The sequence below is a fragment of the Coriobacteriia bacterium genome (assembly GCA_016649875.1).
Classification (GTDB): Bacteria; Actinomycetota; Coriobacteriia; order WRKU01; family JAENWW01; genus JAENWW01.
The window spans coordinates 1-21,803 of sequence record JAENWW010000018.1 but is presented as its reverse complement, the minus strand read 5'-3'; the positions used below and the strand labels follow the sequence as shown (position 1 = coordinate 21,803).

The window sequence follows — 21,803 nt, the reverse complement described above, 5'->3', positions numbered from 1 at the left end:
TTTGCTACGGCGACCTTGCCTAAACATCTCAATTGCCTTTGCTTTTGTTGCCGTAGTTATGTTGCTCCTCGCCATGTGACCTCCTAATAAAAAAGTTGGACCTGAATTTAAATCCAAGTCCAACTTTAGGGGTTCACACCAGTAGGGGAGCTTTCTTATCGATCAAGGTCGAGGACTGTTTGAGCACGGCGCCTGTCCCGCCCCGCACACAGCCTCACAAGCAATTGAACTTTTTTAGCAAATCCTCGGTAACTGTTCGCCGACGAGTGTGTCCATGATGCGGGAGGCGCCGAAACCGTTCTTGACCGAGACACGTCCTGCGGGCGCCTCCGTGACGTCGCCGATGATCGCGGCATCGATGCCGTAAGGCGAAGATTGCATGGCGGCAAGCGCCGCCTCAGCTTCGTCAGCGGGTACAACGGCGACCATCTTGCCCTCGTTTGCCACCTGGAATACATCATAGCCGAGCATCTCTGAAGCTCCGCGCACCTGCGGGTGTACCGGCACGAGGTCTTCTATCACGATCATGGCCACTTGCGAGGAGTCGGCCAGTTCGTTGAGCGTCGAGGCGAGACCGCCGCGCGTCGGGTCGCGGAACACACGCGTGTGGGGTGCGGCCGCAAGCGTATCGGCTATCAGATGGTTGAGCGGTGCGGCATCGGTTTCGATGGTGGTCTCGAACTCGAGCCCCTCGCGCTGCGAGATGATGGCGATGCCGTGGTCCCCGAGCGTACCGGAAAGCAAGATCTTATCGCCGGGTTTGCAGTTCTTCGCAGAGATATCGATACCGGCAGGCAGAGTGCCCACTCCGGCCGTGTTGATATAGATTCCGTCCGCCTGGCCTTTGCCGACGACTTTCGTGTCACCGGTGACGATTTTCACGCCGGCCTCACGGGCGGTTTTCGCCATGGATTCGATGATTTTCTTGAGGTCATCCATGGGAAAGCCTTCTTCGAGCACGAATCCCACGGAGATGTAGAGCGGGGTGGCTCCGGCGGTTGCGACATCGTTGACGGTGCCGCATACGGCCAAGTGCCCGATGTCTCCTCCCGGGAAAAAGAGCGGGTGTACCACGAACGTGTCGGTCGAGAATGCGATGCGATCCGTCGGGATTTCAAGGGTGGCAGCATCTTCGAGTTGCACATCGCAAAACGTTTGGGTGAAAATATCTTCGATTAAATCGCGCATCATGGATCCGCCGGATCCGTGTGCGAGCATAATGCGGTCTGACATAGATTACTTGCTCCGTCCATAGTCGGTGTAGCGGTAATAAGCGGCGCATGAGCCTTCCGAGGAGACCATGCAAGGTCCGATCGGATGCTCCGGTGTGCATGTTTTGCCGAAGAGGCGACACTCGTAAGGGGGGAGTGCACCGCGCAGCACGTCTCCGCACTGGCAGCCCTTGATTTCACGGGGGGCCGGCGGGTCGAGCTCGATGCGCTTGAGTGCGTCGTACTGTGCAAACTCCGCCTTTATGGCAAGGCCGGTGCCCGGAATCACGCCGAGACCGCGCCATTCGGCGTCGGTCTCTTCAAACACTTCATAGATGGTCTTTACCGCCGTCGGGTTGCCTTCGGCTTGAACACCGCGCGTGTAGGCGATGTCGATGTAGGTGTCGCTCGCATCGATTTGTTTCAGCAGCATATAGATGCCCTGGAGCACGTCGAGCGGTTCGAATCCGGTGATAACACCCGGGATATGAAACTTCGTGGCGAGGAATTTGTAGGGGTCGAGTCCGATGATCGTGGATACATGCCCCGGCAAGATGAGCGCATCGATTTGGATATCGGGATCATCTGCTATCGCGCGCAGAGCGTTCGGCACGGTTTTATTCGCCGCGTAGACTGCGAAGTTCTCGAGCTTCATGTCGCGCGCGCGCTTGATGGTGGCCGCGATTATCGGCGTCGTCGTTTCGAAGCCGACCGAGATGAAGACTACGAGGCGGTCGGGGTTTTGCTGTGCGATGGCAAGGGCGTCGAGAGGTGAGTAGACGACGCGGACATCGCCTCCGTTGCCTTTCTCCTCATTCAGGGAACTGTATGAGCCCGGCACTTTGAGCATGTCGCCGAATGTGGTGACGATTACTTCGGGGTGTTTGGCGAACTCGATGGCCATATCGATGTCGCGGTTCGCGGTCACGCAGACGGGGCACCCCGGTCCCGAGGTGAGTTTGATGTTTGCGGGCATAATGTCGCGGATGCCGTTTTTGGCGATGGCCATGGTGTGGGTGCCGCAGACCTCCATGATATGGACGATGTACTTCTCGCCGCGCTGCCGAGCGATTCCGGCGGCGTGCTTGTCGATACCTCTGATGAGCTTATGAGCCAGTGCGGGGTCGCGAAATGAGCTCGGGTCGAACATTTCAGCTCACGACTTGCGCGGGTGTAGTCGCATTCGCACCAGACGTCGCAGTGTCGGCATCCGAATACATGTGCCCGGTGAACTCGGTCGGCGAATCGCCCATCAGTGTCGCGTCTTCTTCGAAGAACGGCAGTGACTTCAAGAGTTCGAGTGTTTCGTTCGCGAACTGCTCATCGACTTTTTCAATGGCGAATCCTGCGTGGACGAGCACCCAATCGCCGACTTCGACGTCGGTGACCAAGTCGAGCGAGACTTTACGCGTCACGCCGAGAATGTCGACGGTTGCAAGGTTGACACCTGATTTTTCACGCACGAGAGCGGGGATGGCAAGACACATGGATATCTCCTTCGCATAAAAGCGTTACTGCTGTTGTTTATATTTTCTCAATTAATCTTTCGCGCGCAACGATTGCCTGCCCGAACGATATACATCCGTCATTGACCGGTAGCTTTTCAGAGCATAGCACCGTAAAGCCTTTGGTTTCCAGCAGCGCGCGGGCACCGCCGAGGACGAGTCTGTTCATCATGACACCGCCGGAAAGAGCGACCGTTTTGATGTTGGTGGCTCGCGAAGCTTTGGTGGCGATATCTCCGATGAGCGTGATAACCGCCATATGGAAGCGGCGTGCGATTTCGGATTGGGCGACGCCGTTGGACATATCGTCGAGAATGGCGACGATGAGCGGCTTGGGATCGATGATCGCCGGCTTATAGTGGCGGTCGAACTGCTCCGTGGATCGTTCGTGCGTCGAGAGCGTTTTGGTTTGCGTTTGCTCGTGAATCGCGAACTGATAGCGCGTCGGAGTGGGGCGTGCATCGAGCGGGTCGGCGGCGGCCTCGAGCATGATGGCCGGCGATCCTTCGAACGTCGCATCGTCGGCTACGCCGATGAGGGAGGAAACCGCATCGAAGAGGCGGCCCATCGAGGTGGTGTAGGGAGTATTGAGGTTGTTGTGCATCATGGCGATGACGGTGCCCTCTTCGCGCTTTTCCAGGCGCGATTTAAAGAAGCGGGTGCCGGGGTGCTCGAGCAAGTCGAGTTCGGCGAGCATACCTAGGGCGGTGCGGGCCGGACGCTTGATGGCACCGGCGCTACCGGGAAGCGGGAGAGCACGCAAGTGGGCGAAGCGGGAGTATCCGCTCCAGTCGGCGATGAGTACTTCGCCTCCCCAGATGTTCGCTTTCATATCCGACTTGTCGCCGTAGCCCGTACCGTCGAACGCGATACCGATGACTGGATCGGATACGCCGAATTCGGCGGTCGTCGCCACGATATGGGCGTGGTGGTGCTGAACGCCCTCGAGCTTGATGGGGCGGGTGGCGACATCTTTTTGCACCTTCGCCCATTTGGTGGAGAGGTATTCGGGGTGCAAGTCATAGGCGAGCGCCTCGGGGTGTGAGCGGAAAAGATGCTCGTAGAGCGTTTCGGTCTCCTCGAACGCATCGAGCGTCTCGGTGTTTTCGAGATCTCCGATATGTTGCGAAACGAATGCGTATTCGCCGTCCAGCAGCGTGAACGTATTCTTTTGTTCGGACCCGACCGCTAAAATCGTCGGCGGAATTTTTTCGGTGAAGGCGACGGGATCGGGCGCAATCAGCGGGTAGGGTGCATAGCCGCGAGCGCGACGCACCATCTGCACATGTCCGTCGATGATGCGAACGACCGAATCATCGTAGCGCGCCTGAATGTCGCGGTCGTGCAACAGAAAGAAATCGGCGATTCCGTTGAGTTTTTCGAGCGCGGTTTCGTTATCGGTGACGATCGGCTCTTCGCTGATGTTGCCGCTGGTCATGATGAGCGGACCGTAGAACTCTTCGAGCAAAAGGTGGTGAAGTCCCGTGTAGGGGAGCATGACACCGATCTCGGGCATGCCGAAAGCCACCGATTCGGCCAAGTCCGCTCCTTGGATATCGGAGTGACGTTTGAGCAACACGATTGGACGGATACGACCCTCGAGGAGTTCTTGCTCCTGCTCGTTTATGTGGACATAGCGGCTTGCCTGTTCGACGTTTGCGAACATGACGGCGAGAGGCTTGCCGTAACGGTGCTTGCGCTCACGCAGTTTACGCACCGCAATATCTGATCGGGCGTTGCACGCGAACTGGAAACCGCCCAAGCCTTTGATGGCGAGAATCTGCTCATTGTGGAGTGCCTCGGCGGCTTCTATGATGATGGAATTCGAGCGCGCGGCCTCATCGTGGGCGTTCCGGTGCTCGATGCTCAAGCCCGGACGCCATTCCCAGTTCAGCGTGGTCGTGCAGTCGGGGTCGTTGGGCGAGAGGAGAGGTGCGTTTTGTGATGAGTTGAGGTAGACGCGCGGTCCGCAGACGAAACAGGCATCGGGTTGCGCGTGGAAGCGGCGGTCTTTGGGATCGGCGTATTCAGCCTCGCACGCTGGGCACATTTTAAACTTGTCCATGGTGGTCAGTGGGCGATCATAGGGGGTGTCACGAATGATGGTGAAGCGCGGCCCGCAGTCGGTGCAGTTGATGAACGGATAGCGGTAGCGGCGGTTGCTCGGATCGAACAGTTCTTCGGTGCATGCGTGGCAGGTGGCCATGTCCGGCGAGATGAGCGTGCGTTCGCCGGCGGTCGGTGCCGATTGCCGAATCTCAAAGGAGTCGAACCACTCGGGTTTGGTGGAGGATACCGATACCCGGTCGATCTTCGAGGCGGCCGGAGCTGATTTTTCGACTAAAACGGGAAACGAATCGACGATGGCTTCAGGCCCTTCGACGTGGACGTGCACGCCGTCGGCAGCATTGAGGACCCAACCTTTCAAGCTGTATTCTTGAGCCAGATTGTAAACGAAAGGGCGGAAACCCACGCCCTGTACAACGCCTGTGATATGTATGGTGATGGCCTTCATATCTGAATTGTAACGTATGCATACAGGCAAGTGGTTGACGATACGTTGACACCTTTGTGACGCTTATGCATCATCGCCTCTTTTATGACAAAAGGCCACGAGTTATCGTGACCTTTTGGATGAATCGGGTTTAGACGAGTTCGACTTCCACGTGCGTGTGAGAGCGTCCGTGCTTCTCGATGGAATCGAGCGCCTTTTGGAGATGCTCGCGCGCTTCGCCGAGCAAAACCGTCGCTTGGGCGAGATCGGTCGCCGCTGAAAGTTCGGCGTGATCGGCGAGATGGTGGGTGTTTTCCAGCCACTCTTGCGAAAGGGCGATCGTCTCGTTCGCCATTGAAATCATAGATTTCAGTTGTTCGTTATTCACTCCGTTTTGGCACATGACTTTTCCTCACTGTTTGACGGTCTTCGCGCACGAACCGATGGTATTACTTTTGCTGAAGATGTGCTACTTCTACTTGACAGCGTTGATTTCGTTGACGAAACTTGCTTTTTGCATGGCACCGGTTATGCGCTTGGCGAGTTTGCCATCCTTGAAGATGATGAATGTCGGAATGGACATAACTTCAAATAGCATCGCCGTTTTCGGGTTTTCGTCGACGTTGAGCTGACCGACGGTAATCGCGGTGTTCTCGCCGGCGACTTCTTTGAGAATCGGCTCCATCATGCGACAAGGTCCGCACCACGGTGCCCAAAAGTCGAGTACGAACACACCCTTGCTGCCTTCGACCTCGGTGGGAAATGTCGCGTCGGTGATTTGCTTGAGTTCAGCCATAGTAGACCCCTTTCATGTCCAATTAGTTAGACTTCTCGAATAAGTTAAGCGGAACTTAACTTTACCAAACTTTTTCCTCAGTCGTAAAGTTTTCGACTCCTCCTCCATGCCTACTCCATGTTTTCAAGGTAGTGCAATGCGGCGAATGCTGCACTTGCTCCCTTTGCGGCAGCGGTGACGACTTGCTTGAGCGCGATGTCGGTCACGTCTCCCGCGCTGAATAAACCCGGCACGATCGTGATGCCGTCTTGCGTGGTTTCAATATACCCCGTTTTGGTGAGAGGTGTGAGATTTTTTGCGATTTCTGTCATGGGATCGACCCCGACGAATTCAAAAATACCGTCCACCGGGAGTGTGCGGTCATCCTTGCCGACCGTTGAGCCCAGTAGCACGCCGGTCACCTTGCTGCCGTTACCCTGAATTTCTTTGGGGACGCGACAAAACACAAACTCGATCTTTTCGTTCGCTTTTGCTCTGTCTTGTATGATTTGTGTCGCACGAAGTTCATTGCGACGATGCACGATGTAGACTCTCGAGGCGAACTTGGTCAAGTAGAGCGCTTCTTCGATGGCGCTGTCTCCTCCGCCTATGACGGCAACGGTTTTTTCGCGGTAGAACCCGGCATCGCAGGTGGCGCACCATGAAACGCCGCGCCCGGTGTATTCGGCTTCTCCGGAAATTCCGAGTTTGCGAGGAATCGACCCCGTCGCGATGATTACAGTACGGGCGAGCCATGTTTCGGAATCCGAATGCAGCTCGAACAAACCGGATTTCTCCCGGGTGATTCCCGCGATCTCAACGAACATTTTCATTTCGGCGCCCTGGGCCTGGGATTGGTCGGCCATGAGCTGTCCGAGCTCGGCGCCGTTGACGCCCTGGGGGAAAGCGGGATAGTTTTCCACCCAGTCGGTGGTGATGATCTGTCCTCCGGGCATGGCGCGTTCGAACACGACGGTCTTTACCGCACCCCTGGCACCGTAGAGTCCTGCCGCAAGACCGGCGGGGCCGCCTCCGATGATGGCGATGTCGATGACGGCGTCGCCATTGATGTCGGCGTCGGTGTCCTTTGTAGCAAAAGTAGTTTCAACGGTCATGTGTTCAGCGCTCATTTCGTCACGCTCGATGTGGTATCGGATTTCTGGTCTTTCTTGATTTGTTGCAACAAGAGTGTCGCTTGTTGATAAAGCGCATGTCCGGAGGTGTCGCTTTCTCCTGCTCCGGAGGTGAGCTCCATGACTTTCTTCATTTGGTTTGCAGCCGAAGTCAGGTCGTGGCGCCCGAAGTAATAAAACACGCCGAGGTTATAGTTCGCATTGGCGTGGTTCGGGTTGCTTTCGAGCACTTTTGCGACTTCTTGGATGGCGCGGTCGGTGTTGCCGGTGTAAAAATAGAGCGTTGCCATATCGGCGCGCGCATCGGCATCGGTGGGGGTGTAGCTCAGATATTTTTCATAATAACCGATTGCCGTTTTGGAGTCGGTGAGCATCGATGAGTTATCACCGCTCGCCTGTTCGGTTTCGGCGCGACCATAGTAAAAGTCAGCCAACGTGAGCAAAGCCTGCGTGTCGGCACTGTTCTCTTTGAGAGTGGTCAGGGCATCATAGGCGTTTTTTTGCGATGAGGTCAAAAGGTTGCGGTAATCGGTGGAAATGCTCCCGCTGTTCGAATTCCACATATTCATACGGAATGCCAAAACGATGACCGCTGCGAAAAGTGCTAGGGAAATCATCAATATGGTCAGAGGCACACGATAGCGCTGGAAAGGACGGATTATGTGTTTTTTTCCCCAGCTCAAATCGTCGCCGTTGCCGAATTGGCGTACATCTATATCGAGCGTTTGAGCCTTGAGCAACATGTTGAGGTCGTTTGTGATCAGCATGAGATGTTTGTCTTTGCCTTGGTCGATGATCTCTTCGCGGAGGAGATAGGTCGTCGCCAATATCTTGTTATCGGTGGTCTTTGTAGAAAATCCATCCGGCAAAGTATTCGAATTACTTTCGAAGGAAACGACCCGTAAGGTACCGCCGTTGGGAAGTGAGATGCCTCCGGCAAAAGATTGTCCTTCGGCGAGCTCGAAAAGCAGTCGAGTCACTTCTCGCCCGCGGAAGCGCAAATCGGGGTCGACGCGCGCCGTTTTCAATTTGTCGATTTCATTGAGAACAGTATCCGGGATGATGATATCGGCATCGGGGTAGTTGAGAATCGCCTGCGGCTCGGTGAGCAAAACATTTGTATCGAAAACGATTACCGATTTCGAGTAGTCAAGTTCGGCTTTCACCTTGAGCTTGTTGTGCTTAGATTTCATTGAATAAGTCTTTCTCGGGGTCGGCTTTTTTGACCCGTTTGTAGATGAACGCCACAAGGCCGAGTCCTGCTAGAACAACTATAACAACGATAACGATGGTGTCGATATAGGAAGCTGATATATCCACCGATTTTTCGCAAATGGCGTAGTTTCCCGCGGTCAGTTTAATGGTGAGCGGTGCACTCACGGCGTTTTGTATAGTCACGTCGGGCTCGACGAAGGTTTCTTTGGGGGGCAGCGTGATCACTTGTTTCTTTTTTGCGTTGATTGTCATGTTGCGTTCAGCCCCATAGGTGAGGGTGACGCGAACCTCTTTCGTCGTGTCGTTATTGATGGTGATCGGGACGGACCCCTTGTTTCCCGAGAGTGTGACGGGGGATACTTTTAGAGTGATTTTGCTGAAAATGTCGTTCGCCGTTTTTTGGGCTTTCTCCGCGTAGGCGAGCCTGAGGCTTTGTTTCAGAGTTTGGCCCGATTCGACGAGCGAACTTCCATTTTCCGCGATGAGGCTGTCTTGCCGCGCATTGAGAGATTCCACGCTTTCGCTGAGTGCGAAAATCAGGCCCTCGCTTTGCTTTCGCGCGGCTTTGATGGCGCGGTCGGTCGAGGTGGGTTCGATCTTTTTCTTCTCGATCAGCTTCAGCTTGGGAAGTTTATCGGTACTTTTCGGTGTGATATCGCCCAACGTCGCGAATTTAATCCACGGCTGTTCGAGCAGAAGGCCGATGTTGTCGACGACTTGTGCCGCCTGAGTTTCGTTGGAAACCACGCCGTGGATGATGAGGATCTTTCGATTCTCCGTGCTGTATTTCTCAAAAATCGCGCCCACGACATCGATGGTCTCTTTCGAGACGATTTTCGTACTCATATCACCGTCGGCGACAAGACCGATAAGATTGTTCGAGAATCGGCCTATGGTATCGGGTTTGTTCGTGACGGCGTTTTCGTCGACCACGGTGGCGATCTGCTTTGCATTTTTCAGTTCGTCGAGTGTGGTGCTGTTGATTTTTTGTCCCAAGGGAGCTGTTACGGATGTCTCGAAACTGCTCACATTTTTCGACAAAGGCGAGAGCGTCGAAGTCGCTTGTCCGTACTGCAGCGGAATGTCTCTGATGAGTCCGATGTCGGTCAAACTTGAAACATCGGGGTCCGAGTAGCCCAGCATTCCGATGGTGACGGTGCCGGAATCCAACGCCATCCGCAAAGACGTCAGAGTGGCGGCATAATTTTCTGCCGTTTGCGAATTTTGGGCGAAAACAGCTTTTGTTCCATTCGTATTCTTCAGCGTATAGCCGTTGCCGATTGCCTCCCAATCTTCAAGGAGCAAGGGGGAGAGGGAGAGCGTGAAGCGTGTGTTCGAATTGTTCGAGCCGAGAAGCAGAAGGCGCCCGACGGCTTGGCGTTGGGCTTCGGGCGTGCCGGTCGAAGGGTCGACGGCAAACGTTCCATCCGGATTTCTCAGAGGCGTCGAGGTGAAGTGAACGGCGCATGCGAGATCGAGCGGTTCGTTGTTTTCGTTGTATATATATTGTGTACCGTAGAGTGAGGCCGTTTCCCGGCTGGTTGCCGTCGAAGCGGTGACCTCGACTGCGATTCGATACACGCCTTCGGTCATCGAAAGACCTTCGAGGGTGCGCTGGAATTCCTCGGTGTACTGTTTCTTTTTCGCAGAAGCGACGATGTTTATATAGCGCGTTCGTCGAAATACCAAGGTCCCGTTATCCCGCAAAACATTGAAATGGATTTGCATGGACGTGATTTTTTTCGTCGGTTTCGCGACCACCGTCCAATTGAATGAGCCGGTTTCGGGAATGCTCGGCGATTGCGTTGAAAGGTCGAACGACGCATCGGACAAGACGAGGTGAGCCGAAGACGCCGCCGCGAGTGCGTTGTCGGGTAGAGTCGCGATGGGTGTCGGTGCGATATTCGGTGTCTCGGCGGCAAACGACACTGCAGAAGCTGCGAAGCCGACGAGCACGATGGCACACATCGAAAATATATATATCTGCTTACTATTCATGGTTTCTATTATGCCATCTTTGTATACCGTGACCCGATATGCGTTAGAATAGCAGGGCGATTACACATCCGATCAGGGAGTTACGCTATGCGAATTTTAGTTACGGGTGGAGCAGGATTCATCGGCGGGAATTTGGTTTTCCAGCTGCTTACGCTTGACGGCGAGGTTTTCGTCGTAGATGACCTTTCAAGCGGTAGTTCCGATAACCTCGATCCGCGCGCACAGTTTCGTAAGTTGGATATATGCTCTGATGAATTTCGCGCCGTCGTGCGTTCGTTCAAACCCGATGTCATCGTTCATCTGGCGGCTATATCCAGCGTCGCCGATTCGGTGAAAAATCCTGAAAACACGTATCGCGTGAATATCGAGGGTACCGCGAACGTAGTCGGTGCAGCTATCGAGAGCGGTGTTTCCCGCGTGGTTTTCGCTTCGAGCGCCGCTGTATACGGCGATCCGGTTTCTTTACCGTTGCGCGAGGAATCGTTGAAATCCCCGCTCACCCCTTACGGTGAGACGAAGCTCGAGGCTGAGCGTCTCATTCAGACGCAACTGCGCGATGCCGGAATAGATTTCGCGATTTTTCGATTCGCAAACGTGTACGGCCCTCGTCAGGGTCTCGGTGGAGAAGGCGGGGTCGTATCCACCTTCGCCTCCGCGCTCGTTGCGGGAGAGACGCCGTCGATAGAAGGAGACGGCAAGCAGATCCGCGATTTCATTTTCGTATCCGATGTGGTGTTCGCTCTCGTCAGTGCAATCGGCGGAGATATCGATTTTGCCGGCAATCCGATGGAGCAAGTCGATGCGGGCGTCTACAATATCGGTACCGGCGAAGGAAAAAGCATCGAGGAACTCGCCGCCAACTTCCGCATGGTCGCGCAATTCTTCGGGGCATACGGCTCGCTTCCCCCGCGTGAAGGCGATATTCGCGAGTCGGTACTCGACTCGACGCGCGCTCGGGACACGTTCGAATTCATGCCCAATACTTCCTTTGACAAAGGCATTGAGATGACTTACGCGTGGTTTAAGGCTCGGCATGAAGTCGACGAAGCCGAAGAACCCGAACCGGAGCCCTTCGATATGGGCGATCCTCTCGGATTCGCCGGATTCGATGCGAGCGGAGTTGCCGGTGGAATCGGTGGGTTCGATGCGAGCGGAGTGAATGGCGATGGAATTAAATAACGTAATCATCGAACAACGCAAAAAAGTGCAGGCCGAACTCGGAGCCTACGGGCTCGATTTGCGCCCCGTCGGGAATGCAAGCGCCGTCGACCTCTTATATATAAGTACACGCGCGAACAAAAACGTCGGTCCGGAAGCTCATCGGGCGCTGGACGGTGCGACTACGGCCTTGGGCTATTCGCCGCTCAATTATGCGATTTTGTCGCTCAACGATATCGAGGCGGAGCTCTCCTCCTCCACTCCTTCCGATTTGACGTTGTCTGCCGCGGTCGGCCTTTTCGTCGACATACTCGATCCGTATGCCATCATCATTCTGCACGCCGATATTTTGAAAATCTGGCCGCCTTCCATGAACGTCGAGGATGTCACCCTGCCTTCGGGCAGACGCGTCGCGCGCGGAACAGTAGACGGTCGCGTCATCGCGGCATGCACGGATTTCTTTGCAAGCTTGGAAAATCCCGAACTCAAACCACTCGTCTGGTCGCAGATGCTCATTGCCAGAAAGCTGAAAAGCTCTCCATAAAATCTTCACGACAGAAAACTTGACAATGGTACACTCAGATAATAACCTATACATATCAACAAGTTATTTATGCAAAGTGCGTAGCGAGTGATTGTTGCGACTTGCACACGAAAAGGAGAGATGCAACATGGGAAAAGTACTGGGAATCGACCTTGGTACCACTAACTCGGCAATGGCGATCATCGAAGGCGGCGAGCCGACGATTATCATCAATGTCGAGGGCGACCGCACGACTCCATCGGTCGTTGCGTTCAAGAAAGACGGCGAGCGAATCGTCGGAAAGCCTGCGAAAAACCAGGCCGTCACCAACCCCGAGAACACGGTGAGTTCCGTCAAGCGTTTCATGGGACGTCAGTTCAAAGAGGTCGCTGAAGAAATCAAGACGGTCAGCTACGATGTCGTTTCAGGCAAAGGCGGTCGTGTCGAAATCAAAATCGAGGGCAAGAATTACACCCCGGAAGAAATCAGCGCGATGACGTTGCAAAAGTTGAAGGCCGATGCGGAGAAGTATCTCGGTGAGAAAATCACCGAAGCCGTCATCACCGTTCCCGCTTACTTCAACGACGCGCAGCGTCAGGCGACCAAAGACGCCGGTAAAATCGCCGGTCTCGACGTGAAACGTATCATCAACGAGCCGACTGCGGCAGCACTTGCCTATGGACTCGATAAAGCCGGCAAAGAGCAGAAGGTTTTGATCTTCGACCTCGGCGGCGGTACGTTCGACGTATCGGTTCTCGAGCTCGGCGACAATGTCGTCGAAGTAATGTCGACCTCGGGTGATAACCACCTCGGTGGCGACGACTGGGATAAGAAGGTCATCGACTGGATGGCCGACAAGTTCAAGTCGGATAACGGCGTGGACCTCCGCACCGATAAGATGGCATTGCAGCGACTCAGGGAAGTAGCCGAGCGTGCGAAGATGGAGCTTTCATCGGCTCAAACCGCGCACATCAACCTTCCGTTCATCACGGCGGATGCAAGCGGCCCCAAGCACCTCGACTACACGCTCACCCGTGCGGAGTTTGATAAGATCACGTCCGATCTTCTCGCCCGTACCAAGAAGCCTGTTCAGCAGGCTATGAAAGACGCGGGCGTTTCGATGGGCGATATCGACGAGGTTATCCTCGTCGGCGGATCGACTCGTATGCCGGCTGTGCAAGCGCTCGTCAAAAAAGAGACCGGCAAGGATCCGCACATGGGCGTCAACCCCGATGAGGTCGTCGCACTCGGCGCTTCAGTTCAGGCCGGTGTTCTCTCAGGCGATTTCGGCAAGGGTGACATCTTGTTGCTCGACGTGACTCCGTTGTCGCTGGGTGTCGAGACCATGGGCGGTATCATGACGCGTATGATCGAGCGCAACACCACGATTCCGACACGCAAGACCGAAGTGTATACGACTGCAGTCGACAGTCAGCCGTCCGTCGAGATTCACGTACTCCAAGGTGAGCGCGAGATGGCCACCGACAACAAGACGCTCGGTAAGTTCAGTTTGAGCAACATTCCGGCTGCTCGACGCGGCGTTCCTCAAATCGAGGTTACGTTCGACATCGATGCAAATGGACTCGTCAACGTATCGGCTAAGGATCGCGGTACCGGACAAGAGCAAAAGATTACCATCACCGGTTCGACCACTTTGTCGGACCAAGAAGTCGACAAGATGGTTTCGGATGCAGAGCTCCACGCCGACGACGATAAGCATAAGAAGGAAGAAATCGAGGCCCGCAACAACGGAGACAGCCTCGTTTATCAGACCGAGAAGACCCTCGAGGAGCTCGGCGACAAGGTGCCCGCAGACACCAAGTCCGAAGCCGAGAGCGCCGTGGCTGAACTCAAGACCGCGCTCGAAGGCACGGATAGCGATGAAATAAAGGCAAAGACAGAGGCTCTTCAGACTGCCGCGTACAAGCTTGCGGAGATCGCTTATAAAGATGCTCAGGCCGAGGCCGAAGCCCCCGAGGGTGCCGCTGCAGATGCAAGCGAGCAAAAGCCTGCCGAAGATGTCGAAGACGGCGACTTCGAAGTAGTCGATGGTGATGAGTAATTCAGGCAAACATACTGGCGCACACGGAGCAGGTACCTCTGCTCCGACCCCCGGCGGCTCGAAGCCCGAGGTGAACGAAGTTTCCACGGAAGCCTCGAAAGCCTCGAAAAACGCGACGGTCGTCGAGGAAAAGACTCCTCTCGAGTTGCTTGAAGACGAAGTTTCGGTGTGGAAGGATCGCGCGGCTCGCGCGCAGGCCGAATTCGCCAATACGCGAAAGCGTCTTGAAGAGCGACAGATCGATGCGATGCGATTCGCGGCGAAAAACGTCGTGGAAAACATCATCCCGGTCATCGACGATCTCGAGTATGCGAGACGACATGCCGATGAGACCGGCAATGAGATGGCCGAGGGTATAACGGCAATCTATGCCAAGCTCGTTGCAGCATTGATTAAAGAGGGCGTTGAACTTATCGATCCTCTGGATAAACCGTTCGATCACAACACCGCAACCGCGGTTCAAATGGTCGAAAACCCCGAGGTGCCCGATCAGACCGTGACTGCGGTCATGCAAAGAGGGTACGTGCTCGGTGGCCGGGTCATTCGCCCGGCGATGGTAGTGGTAGCTACCGGCGGCTCGCCCGCGAAATAGCACATGGCATGGGGCGCGCCTGTAAAGGTTGCGCCCCATTAGCCAATTCAAGTGCGAAAAAGGAGAAAGACGCATGGCGTCCAGTAAAAACTATTACGATGTCCTCGGCGTCGGCAAGACGGCGAGCCAAGATGAAATCAAGAAGGCCTTTCGTAAACTTGCGCGCAAGCATCACCCCGATGCAGGCGGAAGCGAGGAAAAGTTCAAGCAGATCAACGAAGCCTATGAGGTTTTGTCTGATACGAAGAAGCGCAGCCAATATGACCAGTACGGTCAGTATTTCGGCGAGAAAGGTCCGCCTCCGGGGTACGGTCAATCGAGCGCCGGTGGCAGTCAAGGCGGCGGGTTCGGCGGATATTCGACGCAGGGCGGACAGCAGGTGGATTTCGATTTGGGCGACTTAGGCGATATTTTCGGTTCGGTATTCGGCGGCGGTTCGACCGGCGGGCGTTTCGGCGGATTCGGCGGCAGAGGCAAGTCGCCTATGCGCGGGCAGGATCTCCAACTTGAGACCACCGTCACGTTCGAGCAAGCTTTCAGCGGCACTCAGCTGAAGATGAAAACCGCCGAGGGACGCGAAATCACCGTCAATGTTCCTGCCGGAGCAACCGACGGCGGCAAGTTGCGCTTTCGCGGTAAAGGCGAGCCGGGACTTAACGGCGGCCCCGCCGGAGATATTTATGTGGTCACCCACATCGCTCCGCATGCGTATTATAAGCGCGACGGCGCAGATGTCATTCTCGATCTTCCGCTCACCATAGGCGAGGTGGCTCTCGGTACTACGGTCACCATCCCGGTGCCCGACGACAGTTATGCGAAACTTAAGATCGCGGCCGGCACGCAAGATGGCAAGATATTGAGGATGAAAGGCAAAGGCGCCCCGAAATTAAAGGGTGGCGGAGCCGGTGATCTGAAAGTCAAAGTGAACGTGGTCATTCCCAAAGAGTTGACCGCGCAACAAAAAGAGTTGCTGGAAGACTTCGAGAGCGCGCTCGGCTCCAAACAAACGGGCGAGACGCTGCGTAAGAAGTTTAAATAAAGGAGTGTTTTACCATGCGTAGAGACAAACACCGTCCTGTGTATATGATAGGAATCGCCGCCGAACTGGCGGGCGTGCATCCGCAGACTCTGCGCATCTATGAGCGTAAACGCCTGGTGGAGCCTCAACGCACGAATGGTAACACCCGTTTGTATTCTGAGGCCGACGTCGAGCGTTTGCGGCTCATTCAAGATTTGACGCAGGATGAAGGTGTCAACCTTGCAGGAGTCGTGCGCATTCTCGAACTCGAGGATGAGCGCGCGCGCCTAACGCGCGAAATGGAAGAGCTGCGAGAAGAAATGCGCGCCATGAAACGCGAGCAAATCGAAGCGGAACTGTTGGCCGCTCGCCGCACAGCGCTCGTTCCTCTCAACGTCAATCTCAGGCGCTTCGATAGCGAGGATTACGAGTAAGCGGTTCCTCGACGCGTCAGCCGTTCCGCCAGGCTCACTATTTTTATGTCGCGTTGCGACCGAGTGAGAGCTGACCTTATGATATAAAAAGCCACCTTTGCGGTGGCCTTTTTGCTTCATTATGGCCTTCGTGCAGATGCCGTCATTATCTTTTCCCATAACTCAACTGCGAAGTAGCATATCGTCATGATGACGACGTACGCAATGCCGAGAAGAAACGGCGCGATGAGCCACCACTTGAATAACATCAACAGTGCACCTATGTCTGACATGAGAAATCACCTACCCTCGAACATATTATGCCCCAACAGTCGGACGCTTATTTTGCTGCCGGCTATCGTCGGCGTTCCGCAAGGATCGCGCTTTACGGTGGTGTGCGTCAAGAGGGACGACTGGAAAGAGTATCTGAAAGAGGAAAAGTATACGAAGCCTCTTCCTTTTCAGGCATATAACGATATCAAAGATGCCGTTGAGGTGGCCGATGAGGCCGACTGGGTGGCCGTTGCGCTCGATGAAAGTATAGAAGTTTATATATTTTATATAATTTAAAACCTTATTCAGAAAGTTTACTTTTATTAGGGAGGTGCATATAAAAGCCGTTCATTACTATGGAATTACTGTGCCATACAAAAACGGAAAATGAAAAACGGAAAATGAAGATAGTGGGTTCTCACCTATCTATGTAACAGGCTCTAGAGACAGAGGATAAACTCACGAAGAGGTATCTTAAAGTTAAGTAAAGGGAGAGTGGGTAATATGTCAGAGGTAATGGAGATTCGAGAAAGTTCAATTGCTGATCCCGGAGCACTTGGTTTGGCAGGTTTCGCACTAACTACTTTTATTCTTAGTATGTCAAACGCTCAGTTTGTTCCTGCCGAACTTGGGGCCCTGTTTGTTCCCTTGGCCTTGTTTTACGGAGGTTTTGCCCAAATCCTTGCCGGTATGTGGGAATTTAAAAAGAACAATACCTTTGGTGCCGTCGCCTTTACATCTTATGGCGCATTTTGGATGGGCTTGGCCACCTTGGTCATTTTAGAGACACTCAAAGTACTCAATTTTGGTGCTTCTGCGCATGCAGCTGTAGGGTTATATCTAGCAGCATTCGCAATCTTCACTTTTTACATGTGGATAGGAACTTTTAGAATTAATAACGCTTTACTCGCGGTATTTACGTTCCTAGAAATAACTTTTATATTATTGGTTCTGGCAGAATTCGGTTTTATATCAAGTGTTCCAGGAGGAATTTTCGGGCTTATTACTGCTGCTTGTGCTTGGTATGCTTCAGCAGCAACTATTCTAAATCCGCTTTATGGAAGAACGGTATTGCCAATCGGGCCGCGCGGAAAAAAAGTTGTTTAAAAATTGACAAGGTAAACGCAATTCGTTTGCGTTAAGTCTGTAGCAAGAGGGATTAGCATCGTTTGAGCTAATCCCTCTTTTGTGTAGTCTGACAACTAACGTGTATGGGCAGTACCTACTTATGAATACACTTCGGTACCGGGAGGAACATCCACGGCACTCGGGAGCGGTGCATCAAACACAGACAAAATCATCGACCAAAATGGAGTGGGCACCACCTACGCCGCGTGGATCCAGTACTTCCTCAATGGCTACCAGAGCATCTTCGGAGGCTCTTTTTTATTGCTGAAAAGGGATAAAAAAACAAAAAGCAGCATATAATATATAAAAAAGCAAATGTATAGCATACTGCTTTACATTTGCTTTTGAGCATGACACAATAAGCGAACAAAGAAAGGAGAGATATTATGGCACAGATTAGCTTGCGGATTGATGATGATGTAAAGAAAAGCGCAGAACAGGCTTGCGCAGATATCGGTCTTTCAATGTCAACCGCAATTACAATTTACCTAAAGAAGCTGGGTAGAGAGAAACGTATACCATTTGAGCTATCGGTTGACCCGTTCTACTCCGAAGAAAACATGGCGAGATTAAGAAAGTCTATCGCACAGATGGAAGCCACAGGCGGAACGGTTCACGAGGCAAATCTTGATGATTAAGTCGTGGACTGATGAAGCATGGGAAGATTTTGAGTATTGGACTAAGTAGGACAAGAAAACGATAAAACGTATCTTGCAGCTCCTAAATGACATTGACCGCAACGGCTATGAAGGCATAGGCAAGCCGGAAAGGTTAAGCGGCGATTTATCGGCGTAAGACAGAACGCTTTGTACGGAATATCCGGAGAGATTACGACCGTTGCGCTCCGGCTGCGCGCGTCCGTGGTCGCGTATCTGATTGGGTGGTATTATCCTAGAGTGTGGGGTGGGCGGATGACAGCATAAAGTTTTCCGCTCAAAGGCATACATCGCGGAGACCTCCCCCGGTCATCCGTCATTTCGTTTTTTTGGAGGATATCGCTCAATGGCAGCTATCAAGGATCTGCGCGAGTTCATCGCGCTGCTCGAGGAGAAGGGGCAGCTCGTTCGCATCACCGAGCCGGTCGATCCGAACCTCGAGATCGGCGAGATCACAGACCGCGTTAGCAAAGCGCACGGACCTGCGCTTCTCTTCGAGAACCCCGTCAACCGTGCGACAGGGGAGCGCTACGCCGCGCCCGTCGCGATAAACCTGATGGGGTCGTACGAGCGCATGGCCTGGGCCATGGGGGTCGACGCAGACACAGGGACATGGAAGGACCTCGATGCGGTAGGTACGCGTCTCATGGACATGCTGCCGCTCGACATGCCCGCGAGCATGAAAGGCAAGCTCGACGTGCTCCTGAACCTCAAGGATCTCGCCGGCGCGGTTGCCAAAGTAGTGAAGAAGGCGCCGTGCCAGGAGGTCGTGCTGCGCGGTGATGACGTCGACCTGACGAAGCTACCGGTGCTTAAGACGTGGCCTGACGACGGTGGCCCGTTCGTCACGCTTCCTCTAGTGGTGACCGACAACCTCAAAGGCAAGTCCAACGTCGGCATGTATCGTTTGCAGATCTTCGATCGGAACACCACCGGCCTCCATATCCATGAACACCACGACGGCGCCAAGAACTTGCGCGAGTGGAAGGCTTCGGGTGTCTCTCGGGTACCGATCTCCGTGGCTATCGGAGCCGATCCGGTCACGATCTTCTCGGCGACGGCTCCGGTGCCTCCCATGATCGACGAGTACCTGTTCTCCGGCATCATCCGCGGCGAGTCGGTCGAGGTCGTCAAGTGCGTCACGAACGATCTGTTGGTGCCGGCGAACGCCGAGATCGTGCTCGAGGGCTGGTGCGATCTGGACGAGACCCGCTGGGAGGGGCCCTTCGGCGACCACACCGGCTACTACTCGCTCGCCGAAGACTTCCCGGTGTTCCACGTCGAGGCTATCACTTCGCGCCGCGATCCGATTTACGCCGCGACGATCGTCGGGCCGCCACCCATGGAGGACGACTACATCGGGAAAGCCACGGAGCGTCTCTTCCTGCCGATCATCAAGGCGATGATGCCCGAGGTGATTGATTACGATATGCCGCTCGAGGGCGTCTTCCACAACTGCGCCATCTTCCAGATTCGGAAGGAGTTCGCAGGTCAGGCGTTCCGTGTCATGAACTTCGCCTGGTCGATGGGGCAGATGATGTTCACGAAGTTCGTGATCGTGGTCGATGAGGACGTCGACTGTCACGACTACAGTCAGGTCGCTTGGCGCTGCTTCAATAACGTGGATCCGAGTCGAGACATCCAGATAAGCAAGGGTCCGCTCGACCGGCTCGATCACTCGAGCAACCACCAGAGCTTCGGTTCCAAGATGGGCATCGACGCCACCAAGCCGCTGCCTGGCGAGGGCTACGAGCGGCAGTGGCCGGATTCGCTCGATATGTCGCCGGAGGTCAAGGCTCGCGTCGACGCCATGTGGGCGGGGCTGGGTCTGTGAGCGACGCGCCCACCGCCGATAAGTCGCCGGGGAAAGTCAGGACCTTTGCCGAGCTGGTGAAATTCGAGCACTCGATCTTCGCGTTGCCTTACGCGTACTTGGGCGCACTCTACGGTGCAGCGAGGGTTGCGGCGAGGTGGCCTTCGCTTGCGGCGTCGCTCTGGATAACCGTCGCGATGGTTGGCGCGCGCAGCTTCGCGTTCGTCGTCAATCGCGCCGTCGACGCCGAGATCGACGCGCGCAATCCGCGCACCGCCGGGCGACCCATCCCATCAGGCACCATCACGCGTTGGGAGCTGTGGTTGTTCTCGGCGGCAGTGCTTGCGACCTATGTGTTCTCGGTGTTCCAGCTCGCGCCGATCACCCACGCGCTGTGGCCGATTCCGCTCGTGCTCTTCGTCGTGTACCCGTATCTCAAGCGGTTCACATGGTTTTGTCACTTCTGGCTGGGAGCCTGCCTGGGTCTCGGCGTTGTGGGCGGGTGGGCCGCAGTAGGAGCACCCCTCGACAATCCGGCGCCTTGGGTTCTCGGCATCGCGGTCGCGATCTGGACCGCGGGCTTCGACATCATCTATGCCACACAGGACTACGAGTGCGACGTGCGCGATGGTCTGCACTCGGTTCCCTCCGACTTCGGCGTTGCGCGCGGTCTCCTTGTGACGAAAGCCTGCCACGCCGCGACGGTCGTGCTGTTCGCTTTGGGCGGTTTCCTGCTCGGCGCTGGATGGCCGTATTACGTGGGTGTCGCCGTAGCAACTGTGTTGCTGGCCTACGAGAACGCGATCATCTCGCCTACTGACATGTCGCGTGTGAATGCGGCGTTCTTCAACGTGAACGGTATGGTGGCTATGGTCATTCTTGCCGGTTCGATTGCTGACCGGTTTATAACATGAGTGGAGGAGAGCACATGGGCGAGTACACCGTCGTCGTGACAGGAGCATCCGGAAGCGTGTACGGGATGCGTCTGATCGAACAGCTCGTGCTGGCCGGTCACAACGTTTCCGTCTGCTTCACAGATGCCGGCCGGGAGGTCACCGCCTTCGAGCTGGGCTTCGAGCTACCCACTGAAGATGCACGGGTCGCGCGTGTGGCGCTTGCGGCGTTCCTCGAACTGCAGGATGCCGATCAGATCAGGGTCGCTTACGCAGGCGATCTCTTCGATCCGATCGCGTCGGGATCACACCGAACCGACGCGATGGTCGTATGCCCCTGCACGATGGGATTCGTAGCGAGTGTGGCACACGGTCTGGCTGCAAATCTACCCGCGCGCGCGGCGGATGTGATGCTCAAGGAGCGACGGCTACTCGTCTTGGTCCCGCGGGAGACGCCGTTGTCCCTCGTGCACTTGCGCAACCTCACAGCCGTCGCCGAGGCGGGTGCGGTCATCGTGCCGGCCATGCCGGCGTTCTACCAGCGTCCCGAGTCAATCGATGACATGGTGGATTTCGTCGTGGGCAAGGTGCTGGATGTCCTCGATGTCGAAAACGAACTGTTCAAGCGATGGAGAAGCTAGAAAGCGACGACTGAGCCACGATAGGGGCAACCGTTGGCGGCACCGCTGAAGATAACCGCTGGAGATGACCGCTGTACACAACCGTTAGCGGCACTGCTGGAGATAACCGCTGGCGGCAACCGTTGGCGGCACTGCTGGAACTAGTGCTATTACGAACTAGTCGGATTAGTCGATATGAGTAGCAAACACCGTTTGCGCGATCCGGCAGATCGTAATCAGGCACCAGGGAAAAGGGGGTGAGTGCATGCAACGAAAGTTGTTGTTTGACTCGTTCACGTGGCTCGTGTGGCTGGCACCGTTCG

The 21,803-nt window shown here is 55.0% G+C and carries 21 protein-coding genes and 1 pseudogene; 13 read left to right on the top strand and 9 right to left on the bottom strand.

Annotated elements, in window-relative coordinates:
* Positions 1–234 precede the first annotated feature (234 nt).
* The 9 genes from hypE to JJE36_06545 form a co-directional block, all read right to left on the bottom strand.
* Entirely contained in the window at positions 235–1,233 is a 999-nt protein-coding gene (hypE, locus tag JJE36_06585; protein MBK5211956.1) for a hydrogenase expression/formation protein HypE, read from the bottom strand.
* Between the two features lie 3 nt (positions 1,234–1,236).
* Complete coding sequence (gene hypD, locus JJE36_06580; GenBank protein MBK5211955.1) at positions 1,237–2,361, bottom strand: hydrogenase formation protein HypD; 1,125 nt, start codon at positions 2,359–2,361, stop codon at positions 1,237–1,239.
* Position 2,362: 1 nt separating this feature from the next.
* Positions 2,363–2,698: a HypC/HybG/HupF family hydrogenase formation chaperone gene (locus JJE36_06575; protein MBK5211954.1), complete on the bottom strand. Its 336-nt coding sequence runs from the start codon at positions 2,696–2,698 to the stop codon at positions 2,363–2,365.
* A 37-nt stretch (positions 2,699–2,735) separates the two neighbouring features.
* Positions 2,736–5,231, bottom strand: coding sequence for a carbamoyltransferase HypF (hypF, locus tag JJE36_06570; GenBank protein ID MBK5211953.1), 2,496 nt, complete (start codon positions 5,229–5,231; stop codon positions 2,736–2,738).
* Positions 5,232–5,361: 130 nt separating this feature from the next.
* Positions 5,362–5,613 (bottom strand): hypothetical protein, encoded by a 252-nt coding sequence (locus tag JJE36_06565; GenBank protein MBK5211952.1) that lies wholly within the window; start codon positions 5,611–5,613, stop codon positions 5,362–5,364.
* 72 nt (positions 5,614–5,685) lie between these two features.
* A complete protein-coding gene (gene trxA, locus JJE36_06560; GenBank protein ID MBK5211951.1) occupies positions 5,686–6,006 on the bottom strand; it encodes a thioredoxin in 321 nt (106 codons plus the stop codon).
* Positions 6,007–6,116: 110 nt separating this feature from the next.
* Positions 6,117–7,100 (bottom strand): FAD-dependent oxidoreductase, encoded by a 984-nt coding sequence (locus JJE36_06555; protein ID MBK5211950.1) that lies wholly within the window; start codon positions 7,098–7,100, stop codon positions 6,117–6,119.
* Between the two features lie 11 nt (positions 7,101–7,111).
* Positions 7,112–8,311 carry a tetratricopeptide repeat protein gene (locus JJE36_06550; protein MBK5211949.1) on the bottom strand — a complete coding sequence of 400 codons (1,200 nt, stop codon included), beginning with the start codon at positions 8,309–8,311 and terminating at the stop codon, positions 7,112–7,114.
* Positions 8,301–10,331, bottom strand: a complete 2,031-nt coding sequence (locus JJE36_06545; protein ID MBK5211948.1) for a hypothetical protein — start codon at positions 10,329–10,331, stop codon at positions 8,301–8,303. The genes JJE36_06550 and JJE36_06545 overlap by 11 nt, the downstream gene beginning before the upstream one ends.
* Before the next feature lie 87 nt (positions 10,332–10,418).
* Here JJE36_06545 and JJE36_06540 point away from each other — a divergent pair, with 87 nt between their 5' ends.
* From JJE36_06540 to JJE36_06480, 13 genes and pseudogenes are all read left to right on the top strand, one after another.
* Positions 10,419–11,510: an NAD-dependent epimerase/dehydratase family protein gene (locus JJE36_06540; GenBank protein MBK5211947.1), complete on the top strand. Its 1,092-nt coding sequence runs from the start codon at positions 10,419–10,421 to the stop codon at positions 11,508–11,510.
* Positions 11,497–12,033, top strand: coding sequence for a hypothetical protein (locus tag JJE36_06535; GenBank protein MBK5211946.1), 537 nt, complete (start codon positions 11,497–11,499; stop codon positions 12,031–12,033). The genes JJE36_06540 and JJE36_06535 overlap by 14 nt, the downstream gene beginning before the upstream one ends.
* Positions 12,034–12,160: 127 nt before the next feature.
* Positions 12,161–14,074 carry a molecular chaperone DnaK gene (gene dnaK, locus JJE36_06530; protein ID MBK5211945.1) on the top strand — a complete coding sequence of 638 codons (1,914 nt, stop codon included), beginning with the start codon at positions 12,161–12,163 and terminating at the stop codon, positions 14,072–14,074.
* The gene (locus JJE36_06525; protein MBK5211944.1) at positions 14,067–14,666 is read left to right on the top strand and encodes a nucleotide exchange factor GrpE; all 600 of its coding nucleotides are present in this window, start codon (positions 14,067–14,069) and stop codon (positions 14,664–14,666) included. Before dnaK ends, JJE36_06525 begins: the two co-directional genes overlap by 8 nt.
* A 73-nt stretch (positions 14,667–14,739) precedes the next feature.
* Entirely contained in the window at positions 14,740–15,705 is a 966-nt protein-coding gene (locus JJE36_06520) for a DnaJ domain-containing protein (protein MBK5211943.1), read from the top strand.
* A 14-nt stretch (positions 15,706–15,719) separates the two neighbouring features.
* The gene (locus JJE36_06515) at positions 15,720–16,118 is read left to right on the top strand and encodes a MerR family transcriptional regulator (GenBank protein MBK5211942.1); all 399 of its coding nucleotides are present in this window, start codon (positions 15,720–15,722) and stop codon (positions 16,116–16,118) included.
* 186 nt (positions 16,119–16,304) lie between these two features.
* Entirely contained in the window at positions 16,305–16,667 is a 363-nt protein-coding gene (locus tag JJE36_06510; protein ID MBK5211941.1) for a hypothetical protein, read from the top strand.
* A gap of 207 nt (positions 16,668–16,874) precedes the next feature.
* Positions 16,875–17,477 (top strand): acetate uptake transporter, encoded by a 603-nt coding sequence (locus JJE36_06505; protein ID MBK5211940.1) that lies wholly within the window; start codon positions 16,875–16,877, stop codon positions 17,475–17,477.
* 407 nt (positions 17,478–17,884) lie between these two features.
* Entirely contained in the window at positions 17,885–18,136 is a 252-nt protein-coding gene (locus tag JJE36_06500) for a type II toxin-antitoxin system RelB/DinJ family antitoxin (protein MBK5211939.1), read from the top strand.
* A pseudogene (locus JJE36_06495) lies at positions 18,129–18,293 on the top strand (Txe/YoeB family addiction module toxin). Before JJE36_06500 ends, JJE36_06495 begins: the two are co-directional and overlap by 8 nt.
* A 207-nt stretch (positions 18,294–18,500) precedes the next feature.
* Complete coding sequence (locus JJE36_06490) at positions 18,501–19,988, top strand: menaquinone biosynthesis decarboxylase (GenBank protein MBK5211938.1); 1,488 nt, start codon at positions 18,501–18,503, stop codon at positions 19,986–19,988.
* Positions 19,985–20,881, top strand: a complete 897-nt coding sequence (locus JJE36_06485) for a UbiA family prenyltransferase (GenBank protein MBK5211937.1) — start codon at positions 19,985–19,987, stop codon at positions 20,879–20,881. Before JJE36_06490 ends, JJE36_06485 begins: the two co-directional genes overlap by 4 nt.
* 14 nt (positions 20,882–20,895) lie before the next feature.
* Entirely contained in the window at positions 20,896–21,501 is a 606-nt protein-coding gene (locus JJE36_06480) for a UbiX family flavin prenyltransferase (GenBank protein MBK5211936.1), read from the top strand.
* Positions 21,502–21,803 lie beyond the last annotated feature (302 nt).

Bases quoted from the DNA above. Each gene is read 5' to 3' on its own strand.
- hypE (MBK5211956.1), bottom strand. From the start codon at position 1,233: ATGTCAGACCGCATTATGCTCGCACACGGATCCGGCGGATCCATGATG.
- hypD (MBK5211955.1), bottom strand. From the start codon at position 2,361: ATGTTCGACCCGAGCTCATTTCGCGACCCCGCACTGGCTCATAAGCTC.
- JJE36_06575 (MBK5211954.1), bottom strand. From the start codon at position 2,698: ATGTGTCTTGCCATCCCCGCTCTCGTGCGTGAAAAATCAGGTGTCAAC.
- hypF (MBK5211953.1), bottom strand. From the start codon at position 5,231: ATGAAGGCCATCACCATACATATCACAGGCGTTGTACAGGGCGTGGGT.
- JJE36_06565 (MBK5211952.1), bottom strand. From the start codon at position 5,613: ATGTGCCAAAACGGAGTGAATAACGAACAACTGAAATCTATGATTTCA.
- trxA (MBK5211951.1), bottom strand. From the start codon at position 6,006: ATGGCTGAACTCAAGCAAATCACCGACGCGACATTTCCCACCGAGGTC.
- JJE36_06555 (MBK5211950.1), bottom strand. From the start codon at position 7,100: ATGACCGTTGAAACTACTTTTGCTACAAAGGACACCGACGCCGACATC.
- JJE36_06550 (MBK5211949.1), bottom strand. From the start codon at position 8,311: ATGAAATCTAAGCACAACAAGCTCAAGGTGAAAGCCGAACTTGACTAC.
- JJE36_06545 (MBK5211948.1), bottom strand. From the start codon at position 10,331: ATGAATAGTAAGCAGATATATATATTTTCGATGTGTGCCATCGTGCTC.
- JJE36_06540 (MBK5211947.1), top strand. From the start codon at position 10,419: ATGCGAATTTTAGTTACGGGTGGAGCAGGATTCATCGGCGGGAATTTG.
- JJE36_06535 (MBK5211946.1), top strand. From the start codon at position 11,497: ATGGAATTAAATAACGTAATCATCGAACAACGCAAAAAAGTGCAGGCC.
- dnaK (MBK5211945.1), top strand. From the start codon at position 12,161: ATGGGAAAAGTACTGGGAATCGACCTTGGTACCACTAACTCGGCAATG.
- JJE36_06525 (MBK5211944.1), top strand. From the start codon at position 14,067: ATGAGTAATTCAGGCAAACATACTGGCGCACACGGAGCAGGTACCTCT.
- JJE36_06520 (MBK5211943.1), top strand. From the start codon at position 14,740: ATGGCGTCCAGTAAAAACTATTACGATGTCCTCGGCGTCGGCAAGACG.
- JJE36_06515 (MBK5211942.1), top strand. From the start codon at position 15,720: ATGCGTAGAGACAAACACCGTCCTGTGTATATGATAGGAATCGCCGCC.
- JJE36_06510 (MBK5211941.1), top strand. From the start codon at position 16,305: ATGATGACGACGTACGCAATGCCGAGAAGAAACGGCGCGATGAGCCAC.
- JJE36_06505 (MBK5211940.1), top strand. From the start codon at position 16,875: ATGTCAGAGGTAATGGAGATTCGAGAAAGTTCAATTGCTGATCCCGGA.
- JJE36_06500 (MBK5211939.1), top strand. From the start codon at position 17,885: ATGGCACAGATTAGCTTGCGGATTGATGATGATGTAAAGAAAAGCGCA.
- JJE36_06490 (MBK5211938.1), top strand. From the start codon at position 18,501: ATGGCAGCTATCAAGGATCTGCGCGAGTTCATCGCGCTGCTCGAGGAG.
- JJE36_06480 (MBK5211936.1), top strand. From the start codon at position 20,896: ATGGGCGAGTACACCGTCGTCGTGACAGGAGCATCCGGAAGCGTGTAC.